General features: G+C 62.9%; 19 protein-coding genes. 8 read left to right on the top strand and 11 right to left on the bottom strand.

Annotation, left to right across the window (positions count from 1 at the left end; genetic code table 11):
* Positions 1–59: 59 nt before the first annotated feature.
* Genes RJ40_RS12500 through RJ40_RS12490 form a run of 3 tightly spaced genes read right to left on the bottom strand, consistent with a single transcriptional unit; the run spans position 60 to position 3,028 of the window.
* The gene (locus RJ40_RS12500) at positions 60–944 is read right to left on the bottom strand and encodes a glycine betaine ABC transporter substrate-binding protein (protein ID WP_265581190.1); all 885 of its coding nucleotides are present in this window, start codon (positions 942–944) and stop codon (positions 60–62) included.
* A 15-nt stretch (positions 945–959) separates the two neighbouring features.
* Positions 960–1,814 carry an ABC transporter permease gene (locus RJ40_RS12495; RefSeq protein ID WP_265581189.1) on the bottom strand — a complete coding sequence of 285 codons (855 nt, stop codon included), beginning with the start codon at positions 1,812–1,814 and terminating at the stop codon, positions 960–962.
* Positions 1,811–3,028, bottom strand: a complete 1,218-nt coding sequence (locus RJ40_RS12490; RefSeq protein ID WP_265581188.1) for a quaternary amine ABC transporter ATP-binding protein — start codon at positions 3,026–3,028, stop codon at positions 1,811–1,813. Before RJ40_RS12490 ends, RJ40_RS12495 begins: the two co-directional genes overlap by 4 nt.
* 311 nt (positions 3,029–3,339) lie before the next feature.
* Here RJ40_RS12490 and RJ40_RS12485 point away from each other — a divergent pair, with 311 nt between their 5' ends.
* The 3 genes from RJ40_RS12485 to RJ40_RS12475 are packed head-to-tail and all read left to right on the top strand — an operon-like array spanning position 3,340 to position 5,931.
* Complete coding sequence (locus RJ40_RS12485; protein ID WP_322743883.1) at positions 3,340–3,843, top strand: amino acid-binding protein; 504 nt, start codon at positions 3,340–3,342, stop codon at positions 3,841–3,843.
* Complete coding sequence (locus RJ40_RS12480) at positions 3,840–4,826, top strand: homoserine dehydrogenase (RefSeq protein WP_265581187.1); 987 nt, start codon at positions 3,840–3,842, stop codon at positions 4,824–4,826. The genes RJ40_RS12485 and RJ40_RS12480 overlap by 4 nt, the downstream gene beginning before the upstream one ends.
* Positions 4,810–5,931 carry a sugar-specific transcriptional regulator TrmB gene (locus tag RJ40_RS12475; protein WP_265581186.1) on the top strand — a complete coding sequence of 374 codons (1,122 nt, stop codon included), beginning with the start codon at positions 4,810–4,812 and terminating at the stop codon, positions 5,929–5,931. Before RJ40_RS12480 ends, RJ40_RS12475 begins: the two co-directional genes overlap by 17 nt.
* A gap of 148 nt (positions 5,932–6,079) precedes the next feature.
* Here RJ40_RS12475 and RJ40_RS12470 read toward each other — a convergent pair whose 3' ends face one another.
* From RJ40_RS12470 to RJ40_RS12450, 5 genes are all read right to left on the bottom strand, one after another.
* Positions 6,080–6,631, bottom strand: a complete 552-nt coding sequence (locus tag RJ40_RS12470) for a hypothetical protein (protein ID WP_265581185.1) — start codon at positions 6,629–6,631, stop codon at positions 6,080–6,082.
* A gap of 251 nt (positions 6,632–6,882) precedes the next feature.
* On the bottom strand, positions 6,883–7,479 hold the full coding sequence (locus tag RJ40_RS12465) for a hypothetical protein (protein WP_265581184.1): 597 nt from the start codon (positions 7,477–7,479) through the stop codon (positions 6,883–6,885).
* 30 nt (positions 7,480–7,509) lie between these two features.
* Entirely contained in the window at positions 7,510–8,007 is a 498-nt protein-coding gene (locus RJ40_RS12460; protein WP_265581183.1) for a DNA-deoxyinosine glycosylase, read from the bottom strand.
* A complete protein-coding gene (locus RJ40_RS12455) occupies positions 8,004–10,151 on the bottom strand; it encodes a helix-hairpin-helix domain-containing protein (RefSeq protein WP_265581182.1) in 2,148 nt (715 codons plus the stop codon). The genes RJ40_RS12460 and RJ40_RS12455 overlap by 4 nt, the downstream gene beginning before the upstream one ends.
* Positions 10,152–10,356: 205 nt before the next feature.
* On the bottom strand, positions 10,357–11,766 hold the full coding sequence (locus tag RJ40_RS12450; RefSeq protein WP_265581180.1) for a hypothetical protein: 1,410 nt from the start codon (positions 11,764–11,766) through the stop codon (positions 10,357–10,359).
* 428 nt (positions 11,767–12,194) lie between these two features.
* On the opposite strand from RJ40_RS12450, the gene uvrA reads away from it, so the two are divergent.
* From uvrA to RJ40_RS12425, 5 genes are all read left to right on the top strand, one after another.
* A complete protein-coding gene (gene uvrA, locus RJ40_RS12445) occupies positions 12,195–15,002 on the top strand; it encodes an excinuclease ABC subunit UvrA (RefSeq protein WP_265581179.1) in 2,808 nt (935 codons plus the stop codon).
* A complete protein-coding gene (uvrC, locus tag RJ40_RS12440) occupies positions 14,999–16,549 on the top strand; it encodes an excinuclease ABC subunit UvrC (RefSeq protein ID WP_265581178.1) in 1,551 nt (516 codons plus the stop codon). Before uvrA ends, uvrC begins: the two co-directional genes overlap by 4 nt.
* The gene (uvrB, locus tag RJ40_RS12435) at positions 16,546–18,486 is read left to right on the top strand and encodes an excinuclease ABC subunit UvrB (RefSeq protein WP_265581177.1); all 1,941 of its coding nucleotides are present in this window, start codon (positions 16,546–16,548) and stop codon (positions 18,484–18,486) included. Before uvrC ends, uvrB begins: the two co-directional genes overlap by 4 nt.
* A 275-nt stretch (positions 18,487–18,761) precedes the next feature.
* Entirely contained in the window at positions 18,762–19,187 is a 426-nt protein-coding gene (locus RJ40_RS12430; RefSeq protein WP_265581176.1) for a fasciclin domain-containing protein, read from the top strand.
* A 395-nt stretch (positions 19,188–19,582) separates the two neighbouring features.
* Positions 19,583–20,371, top strand: coding sequence for a hypothetical protein (locus tag RJ40_RS12425; protein WP_265581175.1), 789 nt, complete (start codon positions 19,583–19,585; stop codon positions 20,369–20,371).
* A 69-nt stretch (positions 20,372–20,440) separates the two neighbouring features.
* Here RJ40_RS12425 and RJ40_RS12420 read toward each other — a convergent pair whose 3' ends face one another.
* From RJ40_RS12420 to RJ40_RS12410, 3 genes are all read right to left on the bottom strand, one after another.
* On the bottom strand, positions 20,441–21,595 hold the full coding sequence (locus RJ40_RS12420) for an AI-2E family transporter (RefSeq protein ID WP_265581174.1): 1,155 nt from the start codon (positions 21,593–21,595) through the stop codon (positions 20,441–20,443).
* A 228-nt stretch (positions 21,596–21,823) separates the two neighbouring features.
* A complete protein-coding gene (locus RJ40_RS12415; RefSeq protein ID WP_265581173.1) occupies positions 21,824–23,089 on the bottom strand; it encodes an STAS domain-containing protein in 1,266 nt (421 codons plus the stop codon).
* 10 nt (positions 23,090–23,099) lie between these two features.
* The gene (locus RJ40_RS12410; protein ID WP_265581172.1) at positions 23,100–23,504 is read right to left on the bottom strand and encodes an ATP-binding protein; all 405 of its coding nucleotides are present in this window, start codon (positions 23,502–23,504) and stop codon (positions 23,100–23,102) included.

The following is a 23,504-nucleotide window of genomic DNA, read 5'->3' as shown; positions in this document are numbered from 1 at the left end:
CGTACCGGGCATACAGCAGACGAGGGTCAGAACCTTCAGTGGGGCAAGAAAAAGGAGTATTATGCCTTACCCAGCCAGGTGTTAACCTGGTCCGGGTGGGCGTCGATCCACTTCTGTGCAGCGTCTTCATGAGACATACCGTCCTCGATATCAAGCATCACCGACTCCATGTCTTCAGGAGTCCAGTGGAAGCGCTTCAGGATCCCGTAGGCCTCGGGGTCGTCTCCGGCGAGGCCCTTCCTGGCCAGCGTGCCGATGTACTCCTCGCCGCCGTAGACCCCCTTCGGGTCATCGAGGTACTTCAGGTCCCAGCGGGCGAACATCCAGTGTGGCGTCCACCCGGTGACCACGACCCATTCGGCCCGATCGACCGACTTCTTCAGGGCCGAGGCCATGCCGGCGCTCGAACTGTAGATGAGATCGTACTCGAGATCATATGCCTCGATTGCGTCCTCGGTCGTCTTCATGACTCCGGCACCCGCGTCGATGCCGACGATCTTCCCGCTGAACTGGTCCTTGACCCCGTTCATCTCCTCGATGGAATCGATGGTCACATAACTCGGGACGACCATGCCGATCTTCGCACCTTCGAGGTTCTTCCCGACAAAGTCGAGCCGATCCCCGAACTCGTCCATATAGGCTTCCTGAGTCCTGGGGAGCCAGGCCGAGACGGTGCAGTCCACGTCGCCGCTGGCGACGGCCTGGTAGAGGGGTGCGGCGTCGACGGCGGTGATGGTGACGTCATACCCTGCCTGCTCGAAGACCTGCTTGAGCACGTTGGTGCTCGCGATCTCGGAGTCCCAGAGGACATACCCGATGGAGATCGATTTCTGTTCTGAAGGCTGTGTTCCTGTGTCCCCGGTGGCGGTGCACCCGGCGCTGAGGACGAGTGCAACGGCCAGGAAACCGCAGAGGATCATTCCGATTGTGTTGTGCTGTTTCATGGATATCACTGGTTGTTATTGTTCGATGGGCCCGGGAGCCAGGCTCTGGGTCACCCGGTCGAGGATGATCGCGATGATCACGATCGCAAGCCCGCCCTCGAAGCCGAGGCCGATGTCGAGACGCTGGATCCCCTCCAGCACCTTGTAACCGAGACCCTGGGCCCCGATCATGGCGGCGATGACCACCATCGAGAGGGCCATCATGATGCACTGGTTGATGCCGGCCATGATCGTCGGCAGGGCGACCGGCAGTTGCACCTTGACCAGTTTCTGCCGCTCGGTGGTCCCGAAGGCGTCGGCGAGTTCGGTCAGTTCCCTGGGCACCTGCTGGATCCCGAGGGCGGTGAGTCTGACCACCGGCGGCATCGCAAAGACGACGGTGGCGATCATGCCGGGCACGTTGCCAAGGCCGAAGAAGACCACCGCGGGGATGAGGTAGACGAAGGCCGGCATCGTCTGCATGAAGTCGAGGCACGGCTTGACGATCTTGTGCACGGTCTCTGAACGCGCCGCAAAGATCCCGGTCGGGATCCCGATGAGGAGCGCAAAGAGCGTGGACGCCAGGACCAGAGCAAGTGTCTCCATCGCCAGAGTCCAGAGGTGCAGGTCCCAGATGAGCAGAAGCCCGAGCGCCGAACCGATGGCAAGTCTGGTGTCGCGTTTGGTGACAAACCAGACGAGCACCGCCGTCAGGACGATGAAGACCGGCGGCGGCAGGAGGAGGAGAAGGAATTTGATCCCGCTGATGATCCAGTCCAGGCCGTCGCTGATCCAGTCCAGGATGACGGCGAAGTTGATCTCGATCCACTCGACAAGAGCCTCGACCGCATCGCCGAGCGGGATCTTGGGGAGTTCGAATGTTTCGTTCATGCTTCTCCCTCCTCACCGTTGCCAACATCCAGGGCGGCAAGGAGCGAACCCCTGACAATGACGCCCTTGAACCGGTTGCACCCATCGACGACCGCAACCGGGTACTGGCTCGTGGCCACCAGGCCCATCAGGTCGCGGACCGGGGTGTCAGGGCTCGTGACCGGGGTGTCGGTGATCAGGATCTCCTCGAGGTTTGTCTTCTTTGCGCGTGCCGCCGCGATGGCGTCCTCGACGGTTACCAGACCCTTCAGGATCCTCCCCTTCCCGACCACAAAGATCGTCGAAATCCCATGGTCTTCCATCAGTTTCAGGGCGACCCTGGGACCGGAGACGATCGAGACCATCGGGTCGGGTGGCTTCATGACGCCCTCGGCGGTGAGCACCTTCGTCATGTCGACCCCGGCGACAAAACTTGTCACATATTCGTCGGCCGGCGAGGTGAGGATCTCCTCGGGCGTGCCGACCTGGACGACGACACCGTCCTTCATCAGGGCGATGCGGTTCCCGAGTTTGAGGGCCTCGTCAAGGTCGTGGGTCACGAAGATAATCGTCTTGTTCAGTTCGTTCTGGAGGTCGAGGAGTTCGTCCTGCATCCCGCTCCTGATAATGGGGTCGAGGGCGCTGAAGGCTTCGTCCATCAGGAGGATGTCGGGGTCGCTCGCAAGGGCGCGGGCCAGACCGACCCGCTGCTTCATCCCGCCAGAGAGGGCATCCGGCATGCTCTCCTCATATCCGACAAGTCCGACCATCTCGATGGTCTTCTTTGCCTTCTCGATCCGTTCTTCCTCAGGCATCCCCTGGACTTCCAGGCCGAAGGCGACATTCTCGATGACGCTGCGGTGGGGGAGGAGGGCAAAGTTCTGGAAGACCATACCCAGTTTCTTCCGTCTCACATCTCTGAGTGCGTCCTCATCAAGAGAAGCGATGTCGGTGTCGTCGATGAGGATCTCACCCGACGTCGGGTCGATGAGCCGGTTTGCACATCTGAGAAGAGTGGACTTACCTGAACCCGAGAGGCCCATGACCACAAAAATTTCACCCTCTTCAACCGAGAGGTTGACGTCCCTGAGACCGACGGTCTGCCCGGTCTTTTCCAGGATCTCTTCTTTGGACCGTCCTTCCTTGATGAGGGCGGTTGCATCGGAGGGGTGTTTTCCGAAAATTTTATACAGCGATTTGATAACGAGTTTGGGTTTTTCCATCTCCTGATCCATGAAAACCTCCGCTAAGCGGTTTCTGGATCCCCACTACAGGTGCATTACAGGTATACCCGGACAATGCAGGTGTTCTGCCAAACTCTGTCAGGACCCATGTTGAACATCATAAATAAGATGTCCAAAACGAGATTTTTTTCGTGTTCTGACAGTGAGCAGGGACCTTTTGTTCTGGTTGTTTATAACTTTGGAGTAAGATTATAAATATATTTTTCATGTGAATTATATAGGATCAGTTCGCGGGGGTGCCCGGAGTGCGCTCTTATGGAAGGCTTATTTTGCCGGGATGTAAATATTAGAACGGTGGTTTGTTGCAGGTTTCCATGAAGATCGAGGTGAAAGATGCCCCCGGGCAACTTGTGGGCGCCCTGCAGCCGATTTCTGAGGTCGGCGGGAACATTATGGCGGTGATCCATGAGTGGGATCCCACCCTGAGGCCGAAGACGCGTATCGTCCAGGTGGTCCTGGAGATCACCGACGAGCGCCTCGACGACCTCATCGAGATCCTCAAGGCGCGGGGGGTCTCGATCCTGGGGATCGGCGAGGAACGTCTCCTGATGAAACGGAGCGTCATCATGATCGGGCATATCATGCACACCGACCTCTCAGACACCGTCGGTTCGATCGATCAGACGGGGTATGCCGAGGTGGTGGAGATGCATGTGACCATGCCGGGGATCAACCAGCGTTCGTCGGCCCTCCTCACAATATCTGCAACCAACGAGGAAAATATGGAGCGTGCGATGGAGGGCCTCAGGTCGGTGGCCAGGGAGAAGGATCTGCTCATGGTCGAGACGATGGAGGAGGCCGCATGAGAGTCGCGGTCCTTGGCATGGGGTCGGTCGGCCGCGGCGTCGTCTCGGTGATCGCCGAGAAGGGGCTCGGGCTCACGGTCACCGGGCTTGCCGATTCAAAGAGCGGGCTGATCGAGCCTGAGGGTATCGATCTTGCGGCCGCCCTCGAACAGAAGAAGACGACCGGATGCTGCGGCGACCAGGCGATCTCTGCGATGGAGATCGTGGAACGCGGCGAGTACGACGTCCTGGTGGAGGTGACCCCCACCGATATCAAGAGCGGGGAACCGGGCCTCACCGCGATCCGGATGGCCCTCTCGATGGGGAAGCATGTGGTCACCTCGAACAAGGGGCCGCTCGCGCTCAGGTTCAGGGAACTGATGGACCTTGCCGGGGAGCACGGGGTGCAGCTCCGCTACGAGGCGACGGTCTGCGGGGCGATCCCGATCATCCAGACGCTGCAGCACGGGCTTGCCGGGAACACGGTCCAGGCGGTCTACGGGATCATGAACGGCACCTGCAACTATATTCTTACCAGGATGGCCGACGAGGGGCTCACCTACGAGCAGGCCCTCGACGAGGCGCGGGAGATGGGGTATGCCGAGGCCGATCCGACCTTCGACGTGAAGGGGATCGACACCGCCCTGAAACTGGTCATCCTGGCCAATACGATCTGGAAGAACGGCGCCACCCTGGCCGACGTCGACTGCACGGGCATCGACCTCCTGACGGTGGAGGCCCTCTCTCTTGCCGGGAGAAAGAACTCTACCATCAGGCTCATCGGTGAGGTGGTGCCTGAGAAGGGGCTGCTCAGGGTATCCCCCAGGATCCTCCCGAAGAAGCACCCGCTGGTCGTCCGCGACAACCTCAACGCGGTGACGGTGGTCACCGACCTTGCCGGAGCGGTCACCGAGGTCGGGAAGGGGGCGGGGTCGGTCGAGACGGCGAGTGCGGTCATCGGCGATCTTCTCTTTATCAGAGACTGTCATGTCGAGGGTCATTGAGAGGCGGCGGGAACTTCTCGCCGTGATGCGCAGGCTGACACTGGAAAGGGGACACTTCACGGTCCCCGAGGTGATGGAACTCTGCACGCTCCCGCGGAGCACGGTCCAGGACTGGGTGACCAGACTCTTTGAGGAGGGGTGTATCGTGCAGAAGGAGGAGCGGCGCGGGCGGCACCCGGCGATCTATGCAGCGGCCTCGGCCCTGCCGGCGAGTGCGTGCCGCCGGATCTTCACGACGGTCGACGGCGACCTGGTGGAGTGCTATCACGAGTGCATGAGCAGCGGGTGTGCGGCCTTCTGCGCGTATCATCATGCCCTGGCCGGCGGGCCGCTCCTCCATGTGCAGCGGGACGGCACGCTGCTGCGCGAGTGCGGGGTCATCTCCGAGCACGACGGCGTCGAGATCGGGCTTGCCCCCCTGCCGGCGGTCGGGGTGGTCGGGATCAGGCGCGAGGGCGACGAGATCGTGCAGCGGATCCGATGCGTCGGCGGCCCGGCCTACTCGCTCACCGACCAGATGGCCGAGGCCGAGGGGGTCTGCGGGGTCGAGGCGCGGCAGCGCGGCCAGACGATCGAGGGCGAGGTGCGGACGCGGGCCCTGGTCCATCTCGGGATCGGGGTCGATGATACCGACGCACCGGGCGGGGGGGCGACCTTTGCCCTGGCCCTCGCCCTCCTCCAGCATCTGAGCACCATCAGGGGGGTGATCCCGATCGGTCACCAGGTGGCGATGCTCAAGCCCGACCTGCCCGAGCGGACGGCCGGGAACTCGTGCAGTTATATCGAACTCGCGGTGGAGCCCATGAAGGTCGAGGAGGTCACGGAGCGGGCGGTCCGGTTTGTCTCGGCCGAGGCGCTCTCGCCTGAGTGGGGGGTTGCGGTCAGGGAGGGGTTCAGGCTCCTGCCGGCCCTCCGGGGCTTCGGGGTGCGGGCACGCTCGGTGCGGGTCACCCAGGACGAGGCGAGGAACCTCGCGGCCGAAAGCGGCATCCTCCTCCAGGGCGGGCGGGGAGTCGTCGGCGCCCTGGCGGCGGTGGCGCTGCGGGGGGTGCCGGTCGGCGCGTTGCTCGACCCGTTCGCGGGGATTGATGAAGGGATGAGATGATCTCCGGCACAGGATAAGATCCTCTCGAATAATAATTTTCAAGTTCGATAGAATCGCCGGTGAAACAGAACTTCAGACAATTCTTTGAAAAACACCACGGTGTGTTTCATGGGAATATTTCCATCATGAAAACACTGAAGATCCCAGATTATTGATCTCTTGAATCGGACTGTTTTAACCCGCCCATCATACCCCTGACTCTGTACGCAACGAGAAGTATCCCATAGACCACCACCCCCACAAGAATCGCTTCAAGAAATTGCATCAGCCTGTACACGACCTTGAAGAGATAGTCGCTCTGGAAAGAATCGAGACATGGCTGGATTAAATCGAAAAATAACGGCCCCACACTACTATCAGGCCCGGAATAACTCATGAAGGTCGCAAACCCGGTTATGAACACATAGAACATCGTCAGAGTTACACAGATAAAGACGGGGACTCCTTTTCTCTTTGCCTGCAGATGGCCTTCGATGAGCGGAAACGGCAGGAGGACAGCCAGTGCTTGAAGGATAAAAAATGGATTGTCCAGTTCGACGAAGAGAAACAGAAGGGCGATGCCGAGGGGTGCGAGAATACGGACGGCGGTATTTGGGATCTTCCGGATGAGATAATAGAGCACGGTGGTATATGCCGCGAAGAGCAGCAAAGGCACGCCGAATATAAGAAATATTCCCACGAGAACAGGAATGGATTCCATATTCATGTTCTTCCCGCTCCAGCATCATCGGCGGTTTCCTGCGCCTTTGGGGGATTGATCCTGGCATTCATCACCAGGAATAGATCCATTGATATATTTGACCCTTCTGTGCGAATTCTCTGCAGGTCATGGAGGCGATGATGAAAGACAGGAAAGAGGACTTTGTTGGAAAAACTCCAGGCTGATTTCATACAGGGAGTGAACAATCCGGCAAGAGATCGTAGGAAGACAATGAATCTCCCACTTCCTCCCTATCTTCCCTCAACCTTCTTCCTCCTCCCCCGCCACCGCTTCGCCACAAAAGCCCCCACAACCACGACAAAGGCGCCATTCACTACCACCCGGACGACCGGATCGCCAAAGTCGGTGCCGATGAGGTTCGCATGAACAACGACGAGGAGAAGGGCGGCGTACATCAGCATATGAAACGGCCGCCACGAGGCGGGGTAACGCTTCCTGAGGAGGACGGCCGCCAGGGCGATGGGGATGAGGATGAGAGCAACCCGCCCGCCGTAGGTCCAGAAGAGGGTCCACGAGGCGAAGGATGGGACGAGGACCGATAGGTCGCCGGCCCTGATGGCGACGAGCGCCGGGTGGAGGATGACGGCGGCGAGGCCGACGACGGCGAAGAGGTGGTGGACGGTGAGGAAGGAGCGGCCGAAGACGGCCCTGATCCCGCCGAGGAAGGGGGTCATCGCCGCCGCGACCGAGAGGGCGAGGACGCCGTTGAGGGCGACGAGGCGGATGGCAAGCCCGAGCGGAGGCCCGCCCTGCATGACGGCCCTGAGGCTGACGATGAGAAAGAGGGCGGCGATCCCGCCGGCAAGAACGAACCCGGGCCATCGCATGGCGCTCACCCGCAGTGGGCCGCACCGGGTTTAAACTTTCTCGCCGGTCCCCACCACCGCCCGCCATGCCTCGATCTTCTCCTCGATGGTGAGGCGGGCGTTCGCCGGACTGGTCGAGGGGAGGACGAGCACCTGCACGCCGGGGCGGTTCCAGACGGCGGGGTGGACGCGCCGGAGCCAGTGCTCCGCGGTCCGGCCGTTGAGGGCGACAACGGAGACGGTCGGGTGGCGGTCGAGGAAGCCGGGGATGTCGTTTGCCGCCACCTCTCTAATCGATGCGTCGCTGCTCCCGTCCCGCGTGCACGCCCCGACGACGTCCCAGAGCGCGACCCCGGCCGCTTTCAGTCCTTCCAGCCGTTCGGGATAGGGGCGGTCTGCCGGCACCCCGAAGAGCGCCTCCATCACCCGCCAGAACCCGTTCCGCGGATTGCCGTAGTATTCCTGAGCGCGGAGCGAGACGACGCTCGGGAAACTCCCGAGCACGAGAATGATCGGCGACGGCCCGACGACCGGGGGGAGGCCGCTCATCCTTCCCGACGCTCCCGCATCGAGAGGGCGATCCGCCGGCGTTTCAGGTCCACCGAGAGGACGGTGACCGCGACGCGGTCGTGCACCCCGACGACGTCGAGGGGGCGGGCGACATAGGCGTCGGCGAGTTCGCTCACGTGGACCAGGCCGTCGGTCCCGACTCCAATGTCCACGAAGGCACCGAAGGCCGTCACGTTGGTCACGGTGCCCTGGAGGGCCATGCCGGGCGCGAGGTCGTCGATCGAGGCCGGGGCGCCCTCGTAGGCGCTCAGGTCGAAGGGCGGCCGCGGGTCGCGGCCCGGGGCAGCGAGTTCGGCGCAGATGTCGTGCACCGTCGGGAGACCGACGGCACCGTGCACATAGCGTTCCGGTTCGACCTGCCCGAGGAGGGCCGGGTTGCCGACGAGGTCGCCGACCCCGACCCCCAGGTCGTCGGCCATCGCCCTGACGACCGGAGTGTGCATCGGGTGGACGGCGGTGGCGTCCAGCGGGTCGGCGCCGCCGACGACCCTGAGGAACCCGGCCGCCTGCTCGAAGGTCTTCGGGCCGATGCCGGGCACTTCGAGGAGGGACTGCCGCGATCCGAAGGGGCCGTGCTCCTCCCTGAAGCCGACGATTTGTCCGGCCTGCTTCGGCCCGATCCCGGAGACCCTGGCGAGGAGCGGGGCGCTCGCCGTGTTCACCTCCACCCCGACGGCATTGACGGCGCTGACCACCGTGTCGTCGAGGGCCGCGGTCAGGAGCCGTCCGTCGACGTCGTGCTGGTACTGCCCGACGCCCAGGGCCTGCGGGTCGATCTTCACCAGTTCGGCGAGCGGATCCTGAAGACGCCGGCCGATGGAGACCGCACTCCTGAGGGTGAGGTCGAGGTCGGGGAACTCCCGGCGGGCCTCCGCCGAGGCCGAGTAGACCGAGGCCCCGCACTCGCTCACCGTGATCACCGGCACCCCCAGGCCGAGGCCCAGCAGGAAGGCCCGCGCCTCCCGGCCGCCGTGGCCGTTCCCGACGGCGACCACCTCGACGCCGTACCGCCGGCAGAGGTCGGCGAGCACCGCCCCGGCCTTCCCCTCCTGCCGGTGCGGCGGGAGGGGACGGACGACCGTCGCGTGGAGGAGCGTCCCCTGCCGGTCCAGGCAGGCGACCTTGCATCCGGCCGCGAAACCAGGGTCGACGGCGAGCACGATTGTTCTCCCGAGCGGGGGTGCGAGGAGGAGGCGTCTGAGGTTGGCGGCAAAGACCTGCACCGCCTCCTCGTCGGCCCGCGCCTTCGCGGCCGCGAGGCTCTCGCGCTCCATCGCCGGGGCAAGGAGGCGACGGTACCCGTCCTGCACCGCCGCAGCCACCACCTCCGCCCCCGGACCGCGGCCCCGCATCCCCATCAGGCCGAGCGCCCGTCTCTCAGGCGGGGCGACGGTGAGCGAGAGCAGCCCTTCCCGCGCCCCGCGCAGCACCGCGTGGACGCGGTGGCCGGGCATCGCCCCGAGCCGCCCGGTATATCCCGCATAGTCGGCGTACGGGGTGGCGGCGAGGTCCTTCCCGCGGGCCGCCCGCACCGTGAGCACACCCGCCTCCATGAAGAGCCGGCGCATCGACGCCCTGACACCGGCATCCTCAGAGACCGTGGCGGCGATGATGTCGCTCGCACCGGCAAGCGCCGCCGCAGCGTCGGCCGGGCCGTCGGGCCGGACATACCTCTGCGCCGCGGCGAGCGGGTCGGCACACTCCCCGCGGAGCAGCGCCGCGGCCAGGGGGGCAAGCCCCAGTTCCCGCGCCGCCGAGGCGCGGGTCCGGCGTCCGGGCCGAAACGGCAGATAGAGATCTTCGAGGACGGCCAGACTCTCCGCCCCCATCACCCGCGCCGTCAGGTCAGGGGTGAGCACGCCCTGCTCCCTGAGCGACGCGAGCACCGTCTCCCTCCGCTCTTCGAGCCGCTCCATCGCGGCAAGACAGTCCCTGACCGCCGCGACGGCCACCTCGTCCAGACACCCGGTCGCCTCCTTCCGGTACCTCGCGATGAAGGGGACCGTCGCCCCGCCCGCGAGGAGCGCCGCCGTCCCCGCCACCTGCTCCTCCCTCACCCCGAGGGCCGCCGCAATCCCGGCGGCGAACCGGCATGCCCGCTCCCCGGCCGTTCCTGTCTCCATCCTCTCAACTCTTGGACCCTCCGGGCATAAAGGCGCGCCCGGCCCGGGCCGCGCCTCGGGAGCAGAAGATCGCGATCTCTGACCTGATCTTTCAAACGAGGTGGGCCTTCTGATCGACGTGCCTTCCTCCATGCTCGGCGCCTGGGGCACAAGGGAAGGCACGGGATCTGTGGAGACCTGAAGCGTCACCCGGATGAAAAAAAAATCAGGATGCCGCCTTGACCAGCGGCACTTCACCCCTGAACTCTGGGGCGGCGGCGACATACCTGACGAAGGGTGTCGTCGTGCTCTCGTCCGTCACCTCGCCGGAGAAGATGTAGACCGGCACCAGGTAGGCCGGGGCTTCCATGGCCTGCGCCTCGTAGTAACCCAGATCGATCTCGGTGATCTCCGCGGTCTGCGGTTTCATGGGATCATTCGGCACCCCGAGGGCCTTCACCTCCTCGAATGCCTCTTCCGGCGTGATGACCTCGACCTCCCTCTCCTCGACGCAGTCGCGCCAGAGTTTGTAGACTCCGATGACGTCCCCGCCGCCGCCGACATCGACAGTCAACTCAGACCCGGCAACCTCCCGCCCGTCGACCTCGCGGCAGAACGAGACCTGGATGGCTTCATAGGCGATACCGATCACCTCACCATTCTCATTGCTTGTAATGATATGGGGATGCTGGACATCCAACAATACTGCATCAGGAGGCATCAACCCCTTTTCTTCTAGATATTCTGTTGCGATCTCGACCGCCTCCTCATCTGAAGGGAGGTTTTCGGGTAGATCTTTGTCATTTGGAATCACCCAGCGAGAGATGTCGATCATGGCAACGCGGCCGGACTGCATATGCATCTCCAGCGAGAAGACTCCGTCTTCGAGGACAAACTGGTCATATGCCTCCCGCACCGTCCCCTCAAGTCCCAGCGCCTCCGCCATCTCAGAGAACATCTCTTTTGTCACCTCAGGCGTCTCCAACCGGTAGAGAGGGACCGTCTCAGGCATCGGCTGGAAGTCGACCGGGGCAAAGGTGAGGTTGGCCGGAGAGGTTGAGACCTTCTCCCCGCTCCGCCCCTCCTCGACGAGGACTTGTGTGGCCAGAGCGGCGAGTTTCGAGCGATCGCGTGATGTAGTCCAGACCCCTGAACCGTTCTGTGACGGGGTGATGACCATATTCGGATCGTCTTCGTAGTCCAGGAAGAAGAGCGCCTCTTCGATGGTGATCTCCTTCGGTGATCCGTCGACGATGTAACTTGTCACAAAGTGTGTGGGTTCTGAGAAGTGGATTGTCACAGAGGTGCCATTGCGCTTCATGGCATCCAGTTCTCGCCGGGAAAAACCGGTTTTGAGTTGACCGTTGATACCCTGCACCTGCTCGCGGCACTCCGCTTCGATGGCCGGGTATCTCTGGTCTTCAGGATAGAGGATGACCCTCCGGCCATCGATGGTGCGGATCTCGATATATGATGTGTCCGGCCGTATGGTCTCCTCCACCGTCGGCAGGGGAGTTTCGTTCTCCTGCTGCGGGGGAGTCGCATCAGGGGAGAGATCTGAAACCATGAATATGACGACAACGGCCAGCACGACCACAATAACAGAGGCAACAATATAATAGTGAATGTTTTTCATCAGTTCACCTCGAAAAAGATGAAGGGATTACCTGACCTATGGAATCTCTTTCAATCTCCACGCGGCGGAATATCATATTCGTTATATATATCGATTGTGAGCGGATTCTCTACACATCGGGTCACGCTCACGGGATCTCGTACCTGCAAGATCCGGGAAACTCGTCAGAATATATAATCATCCTTTATTTTGAGATTTCAATCATTTTTAAGAGTTCTTCGCCGCCCGCGCCCCCCGGCGCGAGACGGTGAAAAAGATCCTGCGATGGAGGCGGCCCACTCTGCGTCACGTTCTCCTCCAGGCAATCGTTATGGTCTGACCCGGACGCGATAACAAAAGCACCAGATACCCGAGCGACGCCCCACCCCTTCACTTTCACTGCCCGCGCCAACCCTTCTATTAGGGTCAGGGACAAGACGATCCTGAAGATGAAACACCTCGTGATCAGGGGCGCGAGGGAACACAACCTCAAAGACATCACCCTCTCGCTCCCCAGGGACCGTCTCATCGTCCTCACCGGCGTCTCCGGGTCAGGCAAGTCGACCCTTGCCTTCGACACCATCTACGCCGAGGGACAGCGACGGTACGTCGAGTCGCTCTCCGCCTATGCCCGCCAGTTTCTCGGACTGATGCAGAAACCCGACGTCGACGCGATCGAGGGGCTCTCCCCCGCGATCTCCATCGAACAGAAGACCACCTCGAAGAACCCGCGCAGCACCGTCGGCACGGTCACCGAGATCTACGACCACCTCAGACTCCTCTTCGCACGGATCGGGGTGCCGTACTGCCCGGAGCACGGGACTAGGATCGAGTCGCGCTCGCCCGAGGCGATCGCCGACGCCGTCGCCGAGAGATTTGCCGGGCGGCAGGTGACCGTCCTCGCTCCCGTGGTCAGGCAGAAGAAAGGGACGTATGCCCAGCTCCTCAAGGACCTGGACGCCGAAGGCTACGCCCGCGTCCGTCTCGACGGCGAGATCGTCAGGACCGACGAGGAGCATCCGCTGGAGCGCTATGTCAAGCACGACATCGACGTGGTCGTCGACCGCCTCGACCCCGCGGCCGAACGCTCGCGGCTCGTCGAGGCGGTGGAGGCCGGCGTCGCAAAGTCGGACGGCCTGGTCGTCGCCCTCGGCGAGGACGGCGAGGAAGAGACCTACTCGGCAAAGATGGCCTGCCCGGTCTGCGGGCTCTCCTTTGAAGAACTCCAGCCGCGGATGTTCTCCTTCAACTCCCCCTTCGGTGCCTGCGAGGAGTGCAACGGCCTCGGGTTCAGGACCGAGTTCGACCCCGACCTCATCATCCCCGACCCCGAGATGTCCATCGTCGACGGAGCGGTGGCAACCTACCGGAACTTCCTCGACGGCTACCGGGCCCAGCACCTCGGGGCCGTCGCAAAACACTTCGGGTTCTCGGTGCTCACGCCGATCAAAGACCTCACCCCCGAGCAGTACCATGCCCTGATGTACGGTGCGCCGGACAGGATCCACTTCTCGGTGAGCACCAGGAACGGCGACGCCAGCTGGTCGCACACCGGCGCCTGGGAAGGGCTCCTTCCCCAGGCCGAACGCCTCTTCCAGCAGACGAAGTCAGAGTACCGCCGCCACGAACTCCAGAAGTTCATGCGGGTCCTCCCCTGCCCGGCCTGCGGCGGCCGTCGCCTGAAGGAGAAGGTGCTCGCGGTGAAGGTCGGCGGCAAGAACATCATCGAGGTGACCGACCTGCCGGTCAGCCGGGCGGTCGAGTTCTTCGAGAGCCTCGACCTCACCCCAAAGGAGACGACGATCGCCGCCCAGGTGCTCAAGGAGATCAGGGCCAGGCTCTCCTTCCTCCAGGAGGTCGGGCTCGGCTACCTCACGCTCTCCAGGAGCGCCGGCACGCTCTCCGGCGGCGAAGCCCAGCGGATCAGGCTCGCCACCCAGATCGGCTCCAACCTGACCGGAGTGCTGTACGTGCTGGACGAACCCTCCATCGGGCTCCACCAGCGGGACAACCGGCGGCTCATCGAGACCCTCCAGAAACTCCGCGATCTCGGCAACACCATCGTCGTCGTCGAGCACGACGAGGAGACGATCAGGGCGGCCGACCATGTGGTCGACATCGGGCCCGGCGCCGGGGTGCACGGCGGTACGGTGGTCGCCGAAGGGACGCCCGCGGAGGTGGCGAAGAACCCAGCCTCCCTCACCGGGCGCTACCTTTCCGGCGACCTCTCGGTCCCGGTCCCGTCGTCGCGCCGGACCAACGGCGACTACATCACCCTCACCGGGTGCCGGGCGCACAACCTCAGGGGGATCGACGTGGCCATCCCGCTCGGCACCCTCACCGTCGTCACCGGCGTCTCTGGCTCGGGCAAGTCCACGCTCATCGCCGACACCCTGTACCCGGCCCTCGCACGAAAGATCTCGGGCGCCAGGACAAACCCCGGCCCCCACGACGCCCTCACCCTCGACGCTCCCGTCGACAAGGTGGTGGTCATCGACCAGAGCCCGATCGGCCGGACGCCCAGGTCCAACCCGGCGACCTACACCAAGGTCTTCGACGAGATCAGGAAGGTCTTTGCCGAAACAAAAGAGGCGAAGGTGCGGGGTTACAAACCGGGCCGCTTCTCCTTCAACATCAAGGGCGGGCGGTGCGAGGCCTGCCAGGGGGAGGGCGTCATCAAGATCGAGATGAACTTCCTCCCGGACGTCTTCGTGGAGTGCGACGAGTGCAAGGGGCGGCGGTTCAATGCCGAGACCCTTGAGGTGAAATACCGGGGCAAATCCATCGCCGACGTCCTGGCCATGACGGTCGACGAGGCCACGACATTCTTCGAGCACGTCCCCTCGATCAGGAACAAACTCGAAACCCTCTGCCAGGTCGGGCTCGGCTACCTCACCCTGGGCCAGAGCTCGACGACGCTCTCCGGCGGCGAGGCCCAGCGGATCAAACTGACCCGCGAACTCTCGAAGCGGGCGACCGGGCAGACGGTCTATCTCCTGGACGAACCGACGACCGGGCTCCACGTCCACGACGTCAAGAAACTCGTCGCCGTCCTCGACGGCCTGGTCGAGAAAGGGAACACCGTGGTGGTCATCGAGCACAACCTGGACGTGATCAAGTCGGCCGACCATCTCATCGACCTCGGGCCGGAGGGCGGGGACGGCGGCGGCCGGGTGGTCGCCGTCGGCACGCCGGAGGAGGTGGCCGGGGTGAAGGAGAGTTATACCGGGCACTATCTCGCAGAGATCCTGCCATGATCGACCTCGCGCTCGTCCCCGAAGAGCCGGGCTGCTATCTGTACCGCGACGCCGACGGGACGGTGATCTATGTCGGCAAGGCAAAGCACCTGAAGCGACGGGTCTCGAGTTATTTCCAGAAGCACGACCACGACGCGAAGACGCAGAAACTCGTCGGGCAGATCGCCTCGGCCGAGTTCATCGTGACCGCGACCGAGGTCGAGGCGCTGATCCTGGAGAACACGCTCATCAAGCGGCACCAGCCGAAGTACAACATCGACCTCAAGGACGCCCGGCGGTACGCCTACATCCATCTCAGTGCGGAACCGTTCCCGCGGATCGCGATCGCCCGGGAGGTCGGGGACGACGGCGAGTACTTCGGGCCCTTCGTCTCGGCGAAAGAGCGAGACGAGGTGCTCGACGTGGTGAAGAGGGCCTTCGGTCTCCGCTCGTGCCGGCGCCTCCCCAAGCGCCCCTGTCTCCGCCGTCACCTCGGCATCTGTGCGGCCCCATGCACCGGGACAATGCCTGAGGAGGAGTACGCCGCACGGGTGGGGCGGGCGCGGGCCGTGCTCCGGGGCCGGGGAAAGGACCTCATCGAGGAGATGGAGGCCGAGATGGCCGAGCGGTCGGAGCGTCTTGAGTTCGAGCGGGCCCTCGAACTCCGCGACGAGATCGCGGCGGTGCGGCACCTGGCCGAGCGGCAGCGGATGGAGCGGCGGACCGACCACGACGAGGACATCATCGCCTACCAGGAGCAGGACGGCAACCTCTTCCTCCTCCTCTTCCATGTCGAGAAGGGCACCCTGACCGGAAAACAGGAGTACGTCTTCGAGTCCTCGGACGACGCCGTCGAGGAGTTCCTGGTACAGTACTACGGCGAGCACGCCCCGCCGAAGGAGGTGGTCCTCCCGGCCGGGGTCGGCGAACCGGTCGCGGAGTATCTTGCCGACCGCCGGGGTGGGAAGGTCCGGGTGACGGTCCCGCAGCGGGGCGACAAGAGACGGCTCCTCGACCTCGCGGGCAAGAACCTGGACCTCACCTTCTTCGCCGACCGGATGAAGGTCGAGGCCCTCAGGGAAGACCTCCGTCTCCCCGACTCCCCGAATGTCATCGAGTGTTTCGACATCTCCCACCTCGCCGGGACGGCGATGGTCGGGTCGATGGTGCAGTTCAGGGGCGGGCGGCCGGACAAACGGAACTACCGACGCTTTAAGATCAGGACGGTCGAGGGGATCGACGACTTCGCGGCGATCGCCGAGGTGGTCGGCCGCCGGTACGCCCGTCTCCTCAGGGAAGAGAAGCCGATGCCTGACCTGGTCATCGTCGACGGCGGGAAGGGGCAGTTGAAGGCGGCGACCGATGCGATCGCCGCCCTCGGCCTCCGCCTCCCGATCATCTCGATCGCAAAGCGCGAGGAGGAGATCTATGTGCCGGGCTTCCCGTACCCCCTCCCGATCAAAAACGACGCCCGCTCGTCCCTCTTCGTCCAGGAGATCAGGGACGAGGCGCACCGCTTTGCGATCACCTACAACCGCTTCCTGCGGAGGAAGGCGATGAGAGGATGACTGAATTTGAATTGGATGCGGCATTTGTCCCGAAGGGTTCGCAGCCAGGGGCGATCAAAGCACTGACCGGCGGGATCGAGGGGGGCGAGCGGTTCCAGACCCTCCTTGGCGTCACGGGATCGGGGAAGACCTTCACGGTCGCCAACGTCATCGAGGCGGTGCAGCGGCCGACCCTGGTGCTCGCCCACAACAAGACCCTGGCGGCACAACTCTACCACGAGTTCTCGGGATTTTTCCCCCAGAACCGGGTGGAGTACTTCGTCTCGTACTACGACTACTACCAGCCCGAATCGTACCTCCCGAGAAAGGACCAGTATATCGAGAAGGTCACCGCCGTCAACCCCAAGATCGAGCAGATGCGTCTTGCGGCCACGGCCTCGGTGCTCTCGCGGCCAGACACCATCATCGTCGCCTCGGTCTCCTGCATCTACGGCCTGGGCAACCCGGCGAACTTCAGGGGGATGGGCTTTGAGCTGAAGCGCGGGGACCGCGTGCGGCGGGCCGACCTCATGGAACGTCTGGTCGAGATCCAGTACGAACGCAACGACCTCGACCTCGCACCCGGCCGGTTCAGGGCGAAGGGCGACACCATCGACCTCATCCCGGCGTACTTCAACGACATCATCAGGATCGAACTCTTCGGCGACGAGGTGGACCGGATATCAGAGATCGATGCGGTCACCGGGAAGAGGAAGGAGACGATGGAGTACTTCTATCTCTACCCGGCCCGCCACTTCGTCGCCACCGAGGAGGAGCGCAAACGCGCGGTCGTCTCCATCAAAGAGGAACTCGACGAGGTGCTCCCGACCCTCGACATCTTCGAGGCCCACCGTCTCGAACAGCGGGTCCTCTTCGATATCGAGATGATCGAGGAGACGGGGGCCTGCAAGGGGATCGAGAATTATTCCCGCCACTTCGACGGGCGCACGTCCGGCGAGAAACCGTACTGTCTCCTCGACTATTTCCCTGACGACTTCCTGATGGTCGTCGACGAGAGCCACCAGACCCTCCCGCAGGTGCGGGGGATGTACCACGGCGACCGTTCCCGCAAAGAGACCCTGGTGAAGTACGGCTTCCGCCTCCCCTCGGCCTTCGACAACCGCCCCCTCACCTTCGACGAGTTCGAGGGCTACATGAAGAACGTCATCTGCGTCTCGGCGACGCCCGGCGAGTACGAACTGAAGCACTCCGCGGCGGTCGTCGAGCAGATCATCAGGCCGACCGGGCTCGTGGACCCGGTGGTGGAGGTGCGTCCCGTCGAGGGGCAGGTGGAGGACGTGATGGAGGAGATCAGGCGGACAGTCGACCGCGGCGACCGGGTGCTGGTCACCACGCTCACCAAGCGGCTTGCCGAGGAACTGACCGACTTCCTCGCGGAGCAGGGGATCAAGACCAGGTATCTCCACTCTGAGATCAACGCCCTCGAACGCAGCGAGATCATCCGCCGCCTCCGCCTGGGCACCTTCGACGTGCTGGTCGGGATCAACCTTCTGCGCGAAGGGCTCGATATCCCGGAGGTCGGGTTTGTCGGGATCCTGGACGCCGACAAGGAGGGATTTCTCCGCGACGCCCGCAGTCTCATCCAGACCATCGGCCGGGCGGCACGCAATGTCAACGCCCGCGTGATACTCTACGCCGACCGCGAGACCGACTCGATCCGCACCGCCCTCGCCGAGACCGAACGCCGCCGGCAGATGCAGGTCGCCTACAACCGGGCGCACGGGATCGTGCCGCAGACGGTCACCAAACCGGTCCCGGCAAAGGAGGTGGACCTCACCGACACGAAGCATGTCCCGAAGGCCGAGATCCCCAACCTCATCATCGAGATGGAGGCGCAGATGCACGAGGCGGCGGAGCGCCTCGACTTCGAGCGGGCGATCCTTTTGCGCGACCAGGTGAGGGAGTTGAAGGCGAAGCATGGATCTTCAACGGTCTGATTTTTTTTTCTGGCGAATTTTTCAGATCGCCCGCCTCCCAACTTTGAACCCATGACCCGCGGCCCCTCCCGCGTCTCCCCTTCCTCCGAGGTCGCCATTACCCCGGCGCCGCGTGGCAACGAGACCGCATGACCGCCCGAATCCGAGCCGGGCAACCGGACAGGACAGAGCGTCCTGACACCCACCTGATCGCACCGGCAACCGGGGCGATTTTCGGCCGAATCTGTTAAATATGACGAGATTCTATGAGGGGACTCCCGTGGAGGGGATGAGAGATGCAACAGAGAGCAGTTCAAGCACAGAAAAATATCGTGGAGACCGCGATCGATGCCGGGCAGTTCACCACCCTGGTCGCAGCAGTGAAGGCGGCGGGTCTGGTCGAGACGCTCAGCAGTCCGGGGCCTTTCACGGTCTTTGCACCAAATGACGCCGCCTTCGCCAAGATCCCGAAGGAGACGATCGACCACCTGATGGAGAACCCAACCCAGCTGGCCGAGGTTCTGAAATATCATGTGGTCTCGGGCACGCACATGGCCGACGACATCGTGAAGATGCGCTCGATCAAGTCGCTGCAGGGCTCGGACCTCGAGGTCGACACCACCCGCGGCGTCAGGATCAACGGGGTCAGCGTCATCCAGCCAGACATCGTCTGTTCGAACGGTGTCTGCCATGTCATCGACTCGGTGCTGATCCCGAAATAACTCTTTTTTTGCTCTGCAACGGTGCGAATCGTTCTTCCTTATGGAGCCCGGAAACGATCCTGCGGTTCTGTTCACAGGGGAGATTCTCCATCAAAGGGAGCACTTCGAAATCGGCAACACCCCTTTCATGTCCCGAAACCATCCTCCTCGCACGAACATTAGGCGAGGGCTGCAGCGATCCGAAAACTTGAACCACATGAGGATAAACAGCTGCTTCAGACGAGCGACACCGTATTAAACAAGTTGAAGACGAATTGAATCCACTATCAAATACTTTTTAAGTCATGAATATGATATTTGTCCAAATTATTCTGGTAAACTAAATATGTATAATCCCATATGCTCCTGCAAAGATAAATCAGCCACCATAATCCCCCATAACCCGAGGCGATACGATGGGAATCTCTGATGCACTCAAAAATAAATCCGAAGAGAAGAAAAAACCGAAAAAGATCGGGTGCCATGGCAGTCACTGGGACACGCTCGTCACGTCTGAGAGCGAGATCCAGGCATCGATCATCGACGCACTGGAACATCCCGGCGATCTGAAGATGGTCGAGAAGGGGCGCAGGACGGTCCTTGCGGCGCAGTCAGGAGGCGATCCCCTGAAGACCTGCTCGGTCGTCGTCGACCAGGAACTCTGCACCGGTTATCCCTACATCACGGAGGGCATCGTCCACGATGTCGAGGTCGAGGGGGTTGAGGAGTGGATGAACGAGGTCGAAGGACAGGTCAGGGGCCATATCGGCGAGGCGTGGCTGGCCTTCTTCGACACCCGGTATTTCATGAACCGGGAAAAATACCTGAACGGCGGTCGATACCGATTCTCTCTCTCCGCTCTTGCCTACCAACTCAGGAGAGCGAATCCGGGAACGGTGGCCGGGCCTGACGGGAGAGCATTATCGCTGGAGCATATGGCGGCATACCTCCCCTTCCAGAATGGGGATGTCGACGACTTCGTCTTCCAGACGGTGGTCAGGCAGGTCAAAGAACTCACCTTCGGGACGCGGACGGTCTACCAGATCACCGCCCCCCTCTTCAGACAGATGCACGGAGAGGGGCACGACGATGTGGAGATCATGCTCTATGCCGCAGAGCACGTCACCGACGGCTATGTCCCGGCAGTCGGTGACCCCATCTCGGGGGTCATGTGGCTCCAGGGCCATCTGGTCGAGGAGTCATAAGGCAAAAATTTTGAAGACCGGGGTCTCTGAGAAAAAAGGGGGGGCATCCACCCGGGGCCCGATCCATCCTCAGGTCTCTCTTTTATTCCGGTCATCGCCAAGGCCGTCTTCCATCTCATGCTCCATCGTCTGCGCCCCAGAATGGCGAAGGAACGCGGGAACCTTCAGGAAAAACGGGGACGGAGTCGTGTCGCCCGTATCGACGGCACCTTCCACTCCCTCGGGATTGCCGTACTCGGCCACCATCACTCGGTAGCCCGCGAGGAGGAGGGCGACCAGGAGCGGACCGAGGATGAAACCCATCACGCCCATCACCGCCATCCCGCCGAAGAAGGCCATGAAGATGAGCACCGGCCTGATCTCGATCCGCCGGCCCATCAGCACCGGCCGCAGGTAGAGATCGGGAAGACCGCAGACGACCGGGTAGCCGATAAGGGCGAGGAGGGCCAGGCCTCGCCAGTCACCGAGCGCCAGGGCATAGACGCCGAGGAAGACGATGAGGAAGACCGGGCCGATGAGCGGGATGACCGCGAAGAGGCCGGAGAGGACCGAGAAGAAGACCACATGCTCGTACCCCAGGATGGAGAAGAAGGGGATGGCAAGGAAGAAGGTGATCACCGCGATGGAGATGTGCACCACCAGGATCGAGTACAGGGTGTCGGAGACCGTCTTCGCATAAACCCTGAAGGCCTCGCGCGAGCGCATCGGGATCACGCTCTTGATATCGGCCCAGATCCGGTCGCCGGTGACCAGGAGGAAGTAGACAGTGAGGAAGAAGATGATCATCTCCACGACCATCATCGGCACCATGGTGAGATAACTGAGGAGCGTGACCTCAAGGTCGGTGATAAAGGCGTTGAAGAGGGGTTGGATCTCCGGGAACGGAATATTCGCGTGGATATGGGTGCCCGAAAGACTCCTGAGCCATTCGATGATAACACCGATCATCTCTTGCAGATAACCGGCGTTCTGAACGAGAATCGTCAGGGTGGAGAATATGGCGAAGAAGGCGACGATAAAGACGCTGACGGTAATGAGCGCCGACGAGAGATAACAGTTCATCGAGGCGGCAAGACGGCGCTGGAACGGTATCAACACGATGGCAACCGAGATCCCGACGATGAGCGGGTTCACCAGCCGCCAGAAGGAGATTGCAGCGATGAGGACGATCACCATCGTCAGAAGGGTGATGAAGATGTCCCGCTTTCCCTGGCATTCATGCATAGAAGACGTTGCATGCGCTCGATAAAATAGGAAGTGATTGGTTGTGTGGAATCGGCATGAACCCCGGGCTCAAGCATACGCGATTGAACATTGTTCTAGAGATCTTCTGATCGACGTGCCTTCCCGCACGCTTGCACCGGGGGCGCTGCCCCCGATACCGCCGGGATGAAGATTGGAGCGGGAAGGCGGAGGGCTGATCGTTCAGAGGTTGTTCCCGTCCTCCGCCGATCACGCCTGCATGACCGGGGTGATGTACGCCACCCCCACCTTTGCCCGCCGCAGCCGCGTCGAGCCCAGGAGGTGGCAGACGTCCACGACTTCCCCGTCGGCAAAACACCGGTCGATCCCTTTTTCCAGGCTGGCGCTCTGGTCCCAGGGGACGTGCCTGAAGACTGCCCCATGGGCATGATAGCAGAGGCCTTCTTCTTCCGGTTCGCCAGGGAGGGGCGGGCAGAGGGCGGCGATCTCCCCCGGACCCGTGGCACGGTCGACCGCGATCCCGAAGGAGAGGAGGGTGTCGCCGCCATGCCGCAGGCCTTCTCGCCGCTCGACCCATCGATCAGTCTCGTCGGGGCCGAGTCCCTCCTCCGCGAACGGCACCCGCGTCATCGCCGCGCCGGCCACGCCGGTGGTCACGCCCCAGAGGGCGGTCGCAACGACCCCTCTAAACTCGGACCGGCGCCTCTGCGCCAGGGCGAGGAGCGCGCGGTACAGCGCCTCAAGGGTGAAGCCCTCCTCAGAACCCGCCTCGACGACCGCCACCTCATGGAACGACCCGTCGAGCGCCAGGTCGAAGGCGGTGTACGCCGCTCCTTCTCCGCCGCCGGGGGTCGCCGGCACCAGGAAGTCAGGGGCACCGTGGCCGTCGGTCGGCAGCCAGGCCATCGCCCCGCGCAGGGAGACCATCTCCCCGAGGTGCCCGACCGCCTCGTCTCTGCTGCCGCCGAGCGCCCCGATCCCGAGGGCATATCCCAGTTCGGAGAGCGGGACGGCCCGCACCCCCTCGCGGGTGAGGCGGGCATGGAGGAGGGTGTCGAGGTCGCCGTGCATCCTGAGATGGGCGGCCGCACGCGTGCCAGGTTCGAACCTGAACTTCATCCCGTCGATTTCATCCGCAGGCTGTTCCAGGTCGGCGATGAGCGAGAGCGTGTCCTCCTTGCGCAGACACATCCTCCTCGCCTCCTCCCGCGATGGGACAATCGAGAAGACGCGGTCGAACCCGGCCATCGAGAGCACCTCCATCGGGTATTTTTCCACGTTGCAGAGGGCCATACACCCTCCCCGCGCCTTCATCTGCTTCTGGAGGGCGAGGAAGACCCGGATCCCGGCGCTGCTCAGGTAATCTGTCCCGGCAAGGTCGACGACCACCGCCCGGTCGTCGTCCTGCAGGGCGCCGTCGATCCCTGCCTTCAGTTCTTCAGCCGCATATCCATCAAGCCGCCCGTTCACCATGACGGTGAGGAGGGCGTCCTCACGTTCGGATCTCATCTCCATCTCTCTCTCCTCAGACGCTTTTTAGAAGTTTCAGGACGTTTATTCCATCCCGGTATTCATATATCATCTCATCGGTCATCGTGCGGATAAAATGGACGCCGAGCCCGCCGATCGGCCGCTCGTCCGCGTCTCCCTCCAGTTCAGGTGAAGGGGCGGCGGTCGGATCGAAGGGGGGGGCTGCATCTTCGATCACCACCACCGCACCCTCGCCGGCCCGCTCGCACGAAAGTCTGACCCACCCCTCTGTCCCGTCATAGCCGTGGAGGACGATGTTCGTCACCGCCTCGTCGACGGCAAGTTCCATCTCCTGCACTGCCTTCGGGGAGAGGCCGAGGGCCCGGAGGGCGTCGGTGATGTAAGCCAGCACCCCGGGAAGGGACGACAACTCTGCACTGACGGTGATGCCTCCGGCCAT

This window comes from Methanofollis aquaemaris, assembly GCF_017357525.1.
GTDB classification, from domain to species: domain Archaea; phylum Halobacteriota; class Methanomicrobia; order Methanomicrobiales; family Methanofollaceae; genus Methanofollis; species Methanofollis aquaemaris.
Note: the sequence above shows the minus strand (reverse complement) of the source record. Positions and strands in the feature narration are given on the sequence as shown.

What these genes read in the sequence shown, in the direction of transcription:
- RJ40_RS12500 (WP_265581190.1), bottom strand. Translation starts at nt 944, where the DNA reads ATGAAACAGCACAACACAATCGGAATGATCCTCTGCGGTTTCCTGGCC.
- RJ40_RS12495 (WP_265581189.1), bottom strand. Translation starts at nt 1,814, where the DNA reads ATGAACGAAACATTCGAACTCCCCAAGATCCCGCTCGGCGATGCGGTC.
- RJ40_RS12490 (WP_265581188.1), bottom strand. Translation starts at nt 3,028, where the DNA reads ATGGATCAGGAGATGGAAAAACCCAAACTCGTTATCAAATCGCTGTAT.
- RJ40_RS12480 (WP_265581187.1), top strand. Translation starts at nt 3,840, where the DNA reads ATGAGAGTCGCGGTCCTTGGCATGGGGTCGGTCGGCCGCGGCGTCGTC.
- RJ40_RS12475 (WP_265581186.1), top strand. Translation starts at nt 4,810, where the DNA reads ATGTCGAGGGTCATTGAGAGGCGGCGGGAACTTCTCGCCGTGATGCGC.
- RJ40_RS12470 (WP_265581185.1), bottom strand. Translation starts at nt 6,631, where the DNA reads ATGGAATCCATTCCTGTTCTCGTGGGAATATTTCTTATATTCGGCGTG.
- RJ40_RS12465 (WP_265581184.1), bottom strand. Translation starts at nt 7,479, where the DNA reads ATGCGATGGCCCGGGTTCGTTCTTGCCGGCGGGATCGCCGCCCTCTTT.
- RJ40_RS12460 (WP_265581183.1), bottom strand. Translation starts at nt 8,007, where the DNA reads ATGAGCGGCCTCCCCCCGGTCGTCGGGCCGTCGCCGATCATTCTCGTG.
- RJ40_RS12455 (WP_265581182.1), bottom strand. Translation starts at nt 10,151, where the DNA reads ATGGAGACAGGAACGGCCGGGGAGCGGGCATGCCGGTTCGCCGCCGGG.
- RJ40_RS12450 (WP_265581180.1), bottom strand. Translation starts at nt 11,766, where the DNA reads ATGAAAAACATTCACTATTATATTGTTGCCTCTGTTATTGTGGTCGTG.
- uvrA (WP_265581179.1), top strand. Translation starts at nt 12,195, where the DNA reads ATGAAACACCTCGTGATCAGGGGCGCGAGGGAACACAACCTCAAAGAC.
- uvrC (WP_265581178.1), top strand. Translation starts at nt 14,999, where the DNA reads ATGATCGACCTCGCGCTCGTCCCCGAAGAGCCGGGCTGCTATCTGTAC.
- uvrB (WP_265581177.1), top strand. Translation starts at nt 16,546, where the DNA reads ATGACTGAATTTGAATTGGATGCGGCATTTGTCCCGAAGGGTTCGCAG.
- RJ40_RS12430 (WP_265581176.1), top strand. Translation starts at nt 18,762, where the DNA reads ATGCAACAGAGAGCAGTTCAAGCACAGAAAAATATCGTGGAGACCGCG.
- RJ40_RS12425 (WP_265581175.1), top strand. Translation starts at nt 19,583, where the DNA reads ATGGGAATCTCTGATGCACTCAAAAATAAATCCGAAGAGAAGAAAAAA.
- RJ40_RS12420 (WP_265581174.1), bottom strand. Translation starts at nt 21,595, where the DNA reads ATGCATGAATGCCAGGGAAAGCGGGACATCTTCATCACCCTTCTGACG.
- RJ40_RS12415 (WP_265581173.1), bottom strand. Translation starts at nt 23,089, where the DNA reads ATGGAGATGAGATCCGAACGTGAGGACGCCCTCCTCACCGTCATGGTG.
- RJ40_RS12410 (WP_265581172.1), bottom strand. Translation starts at nt 23,504, where the DNA reads ATGGCCGGAGGCATCACCGTCAGTGCAGAGTTGTCGTCCCTTCCCGGG.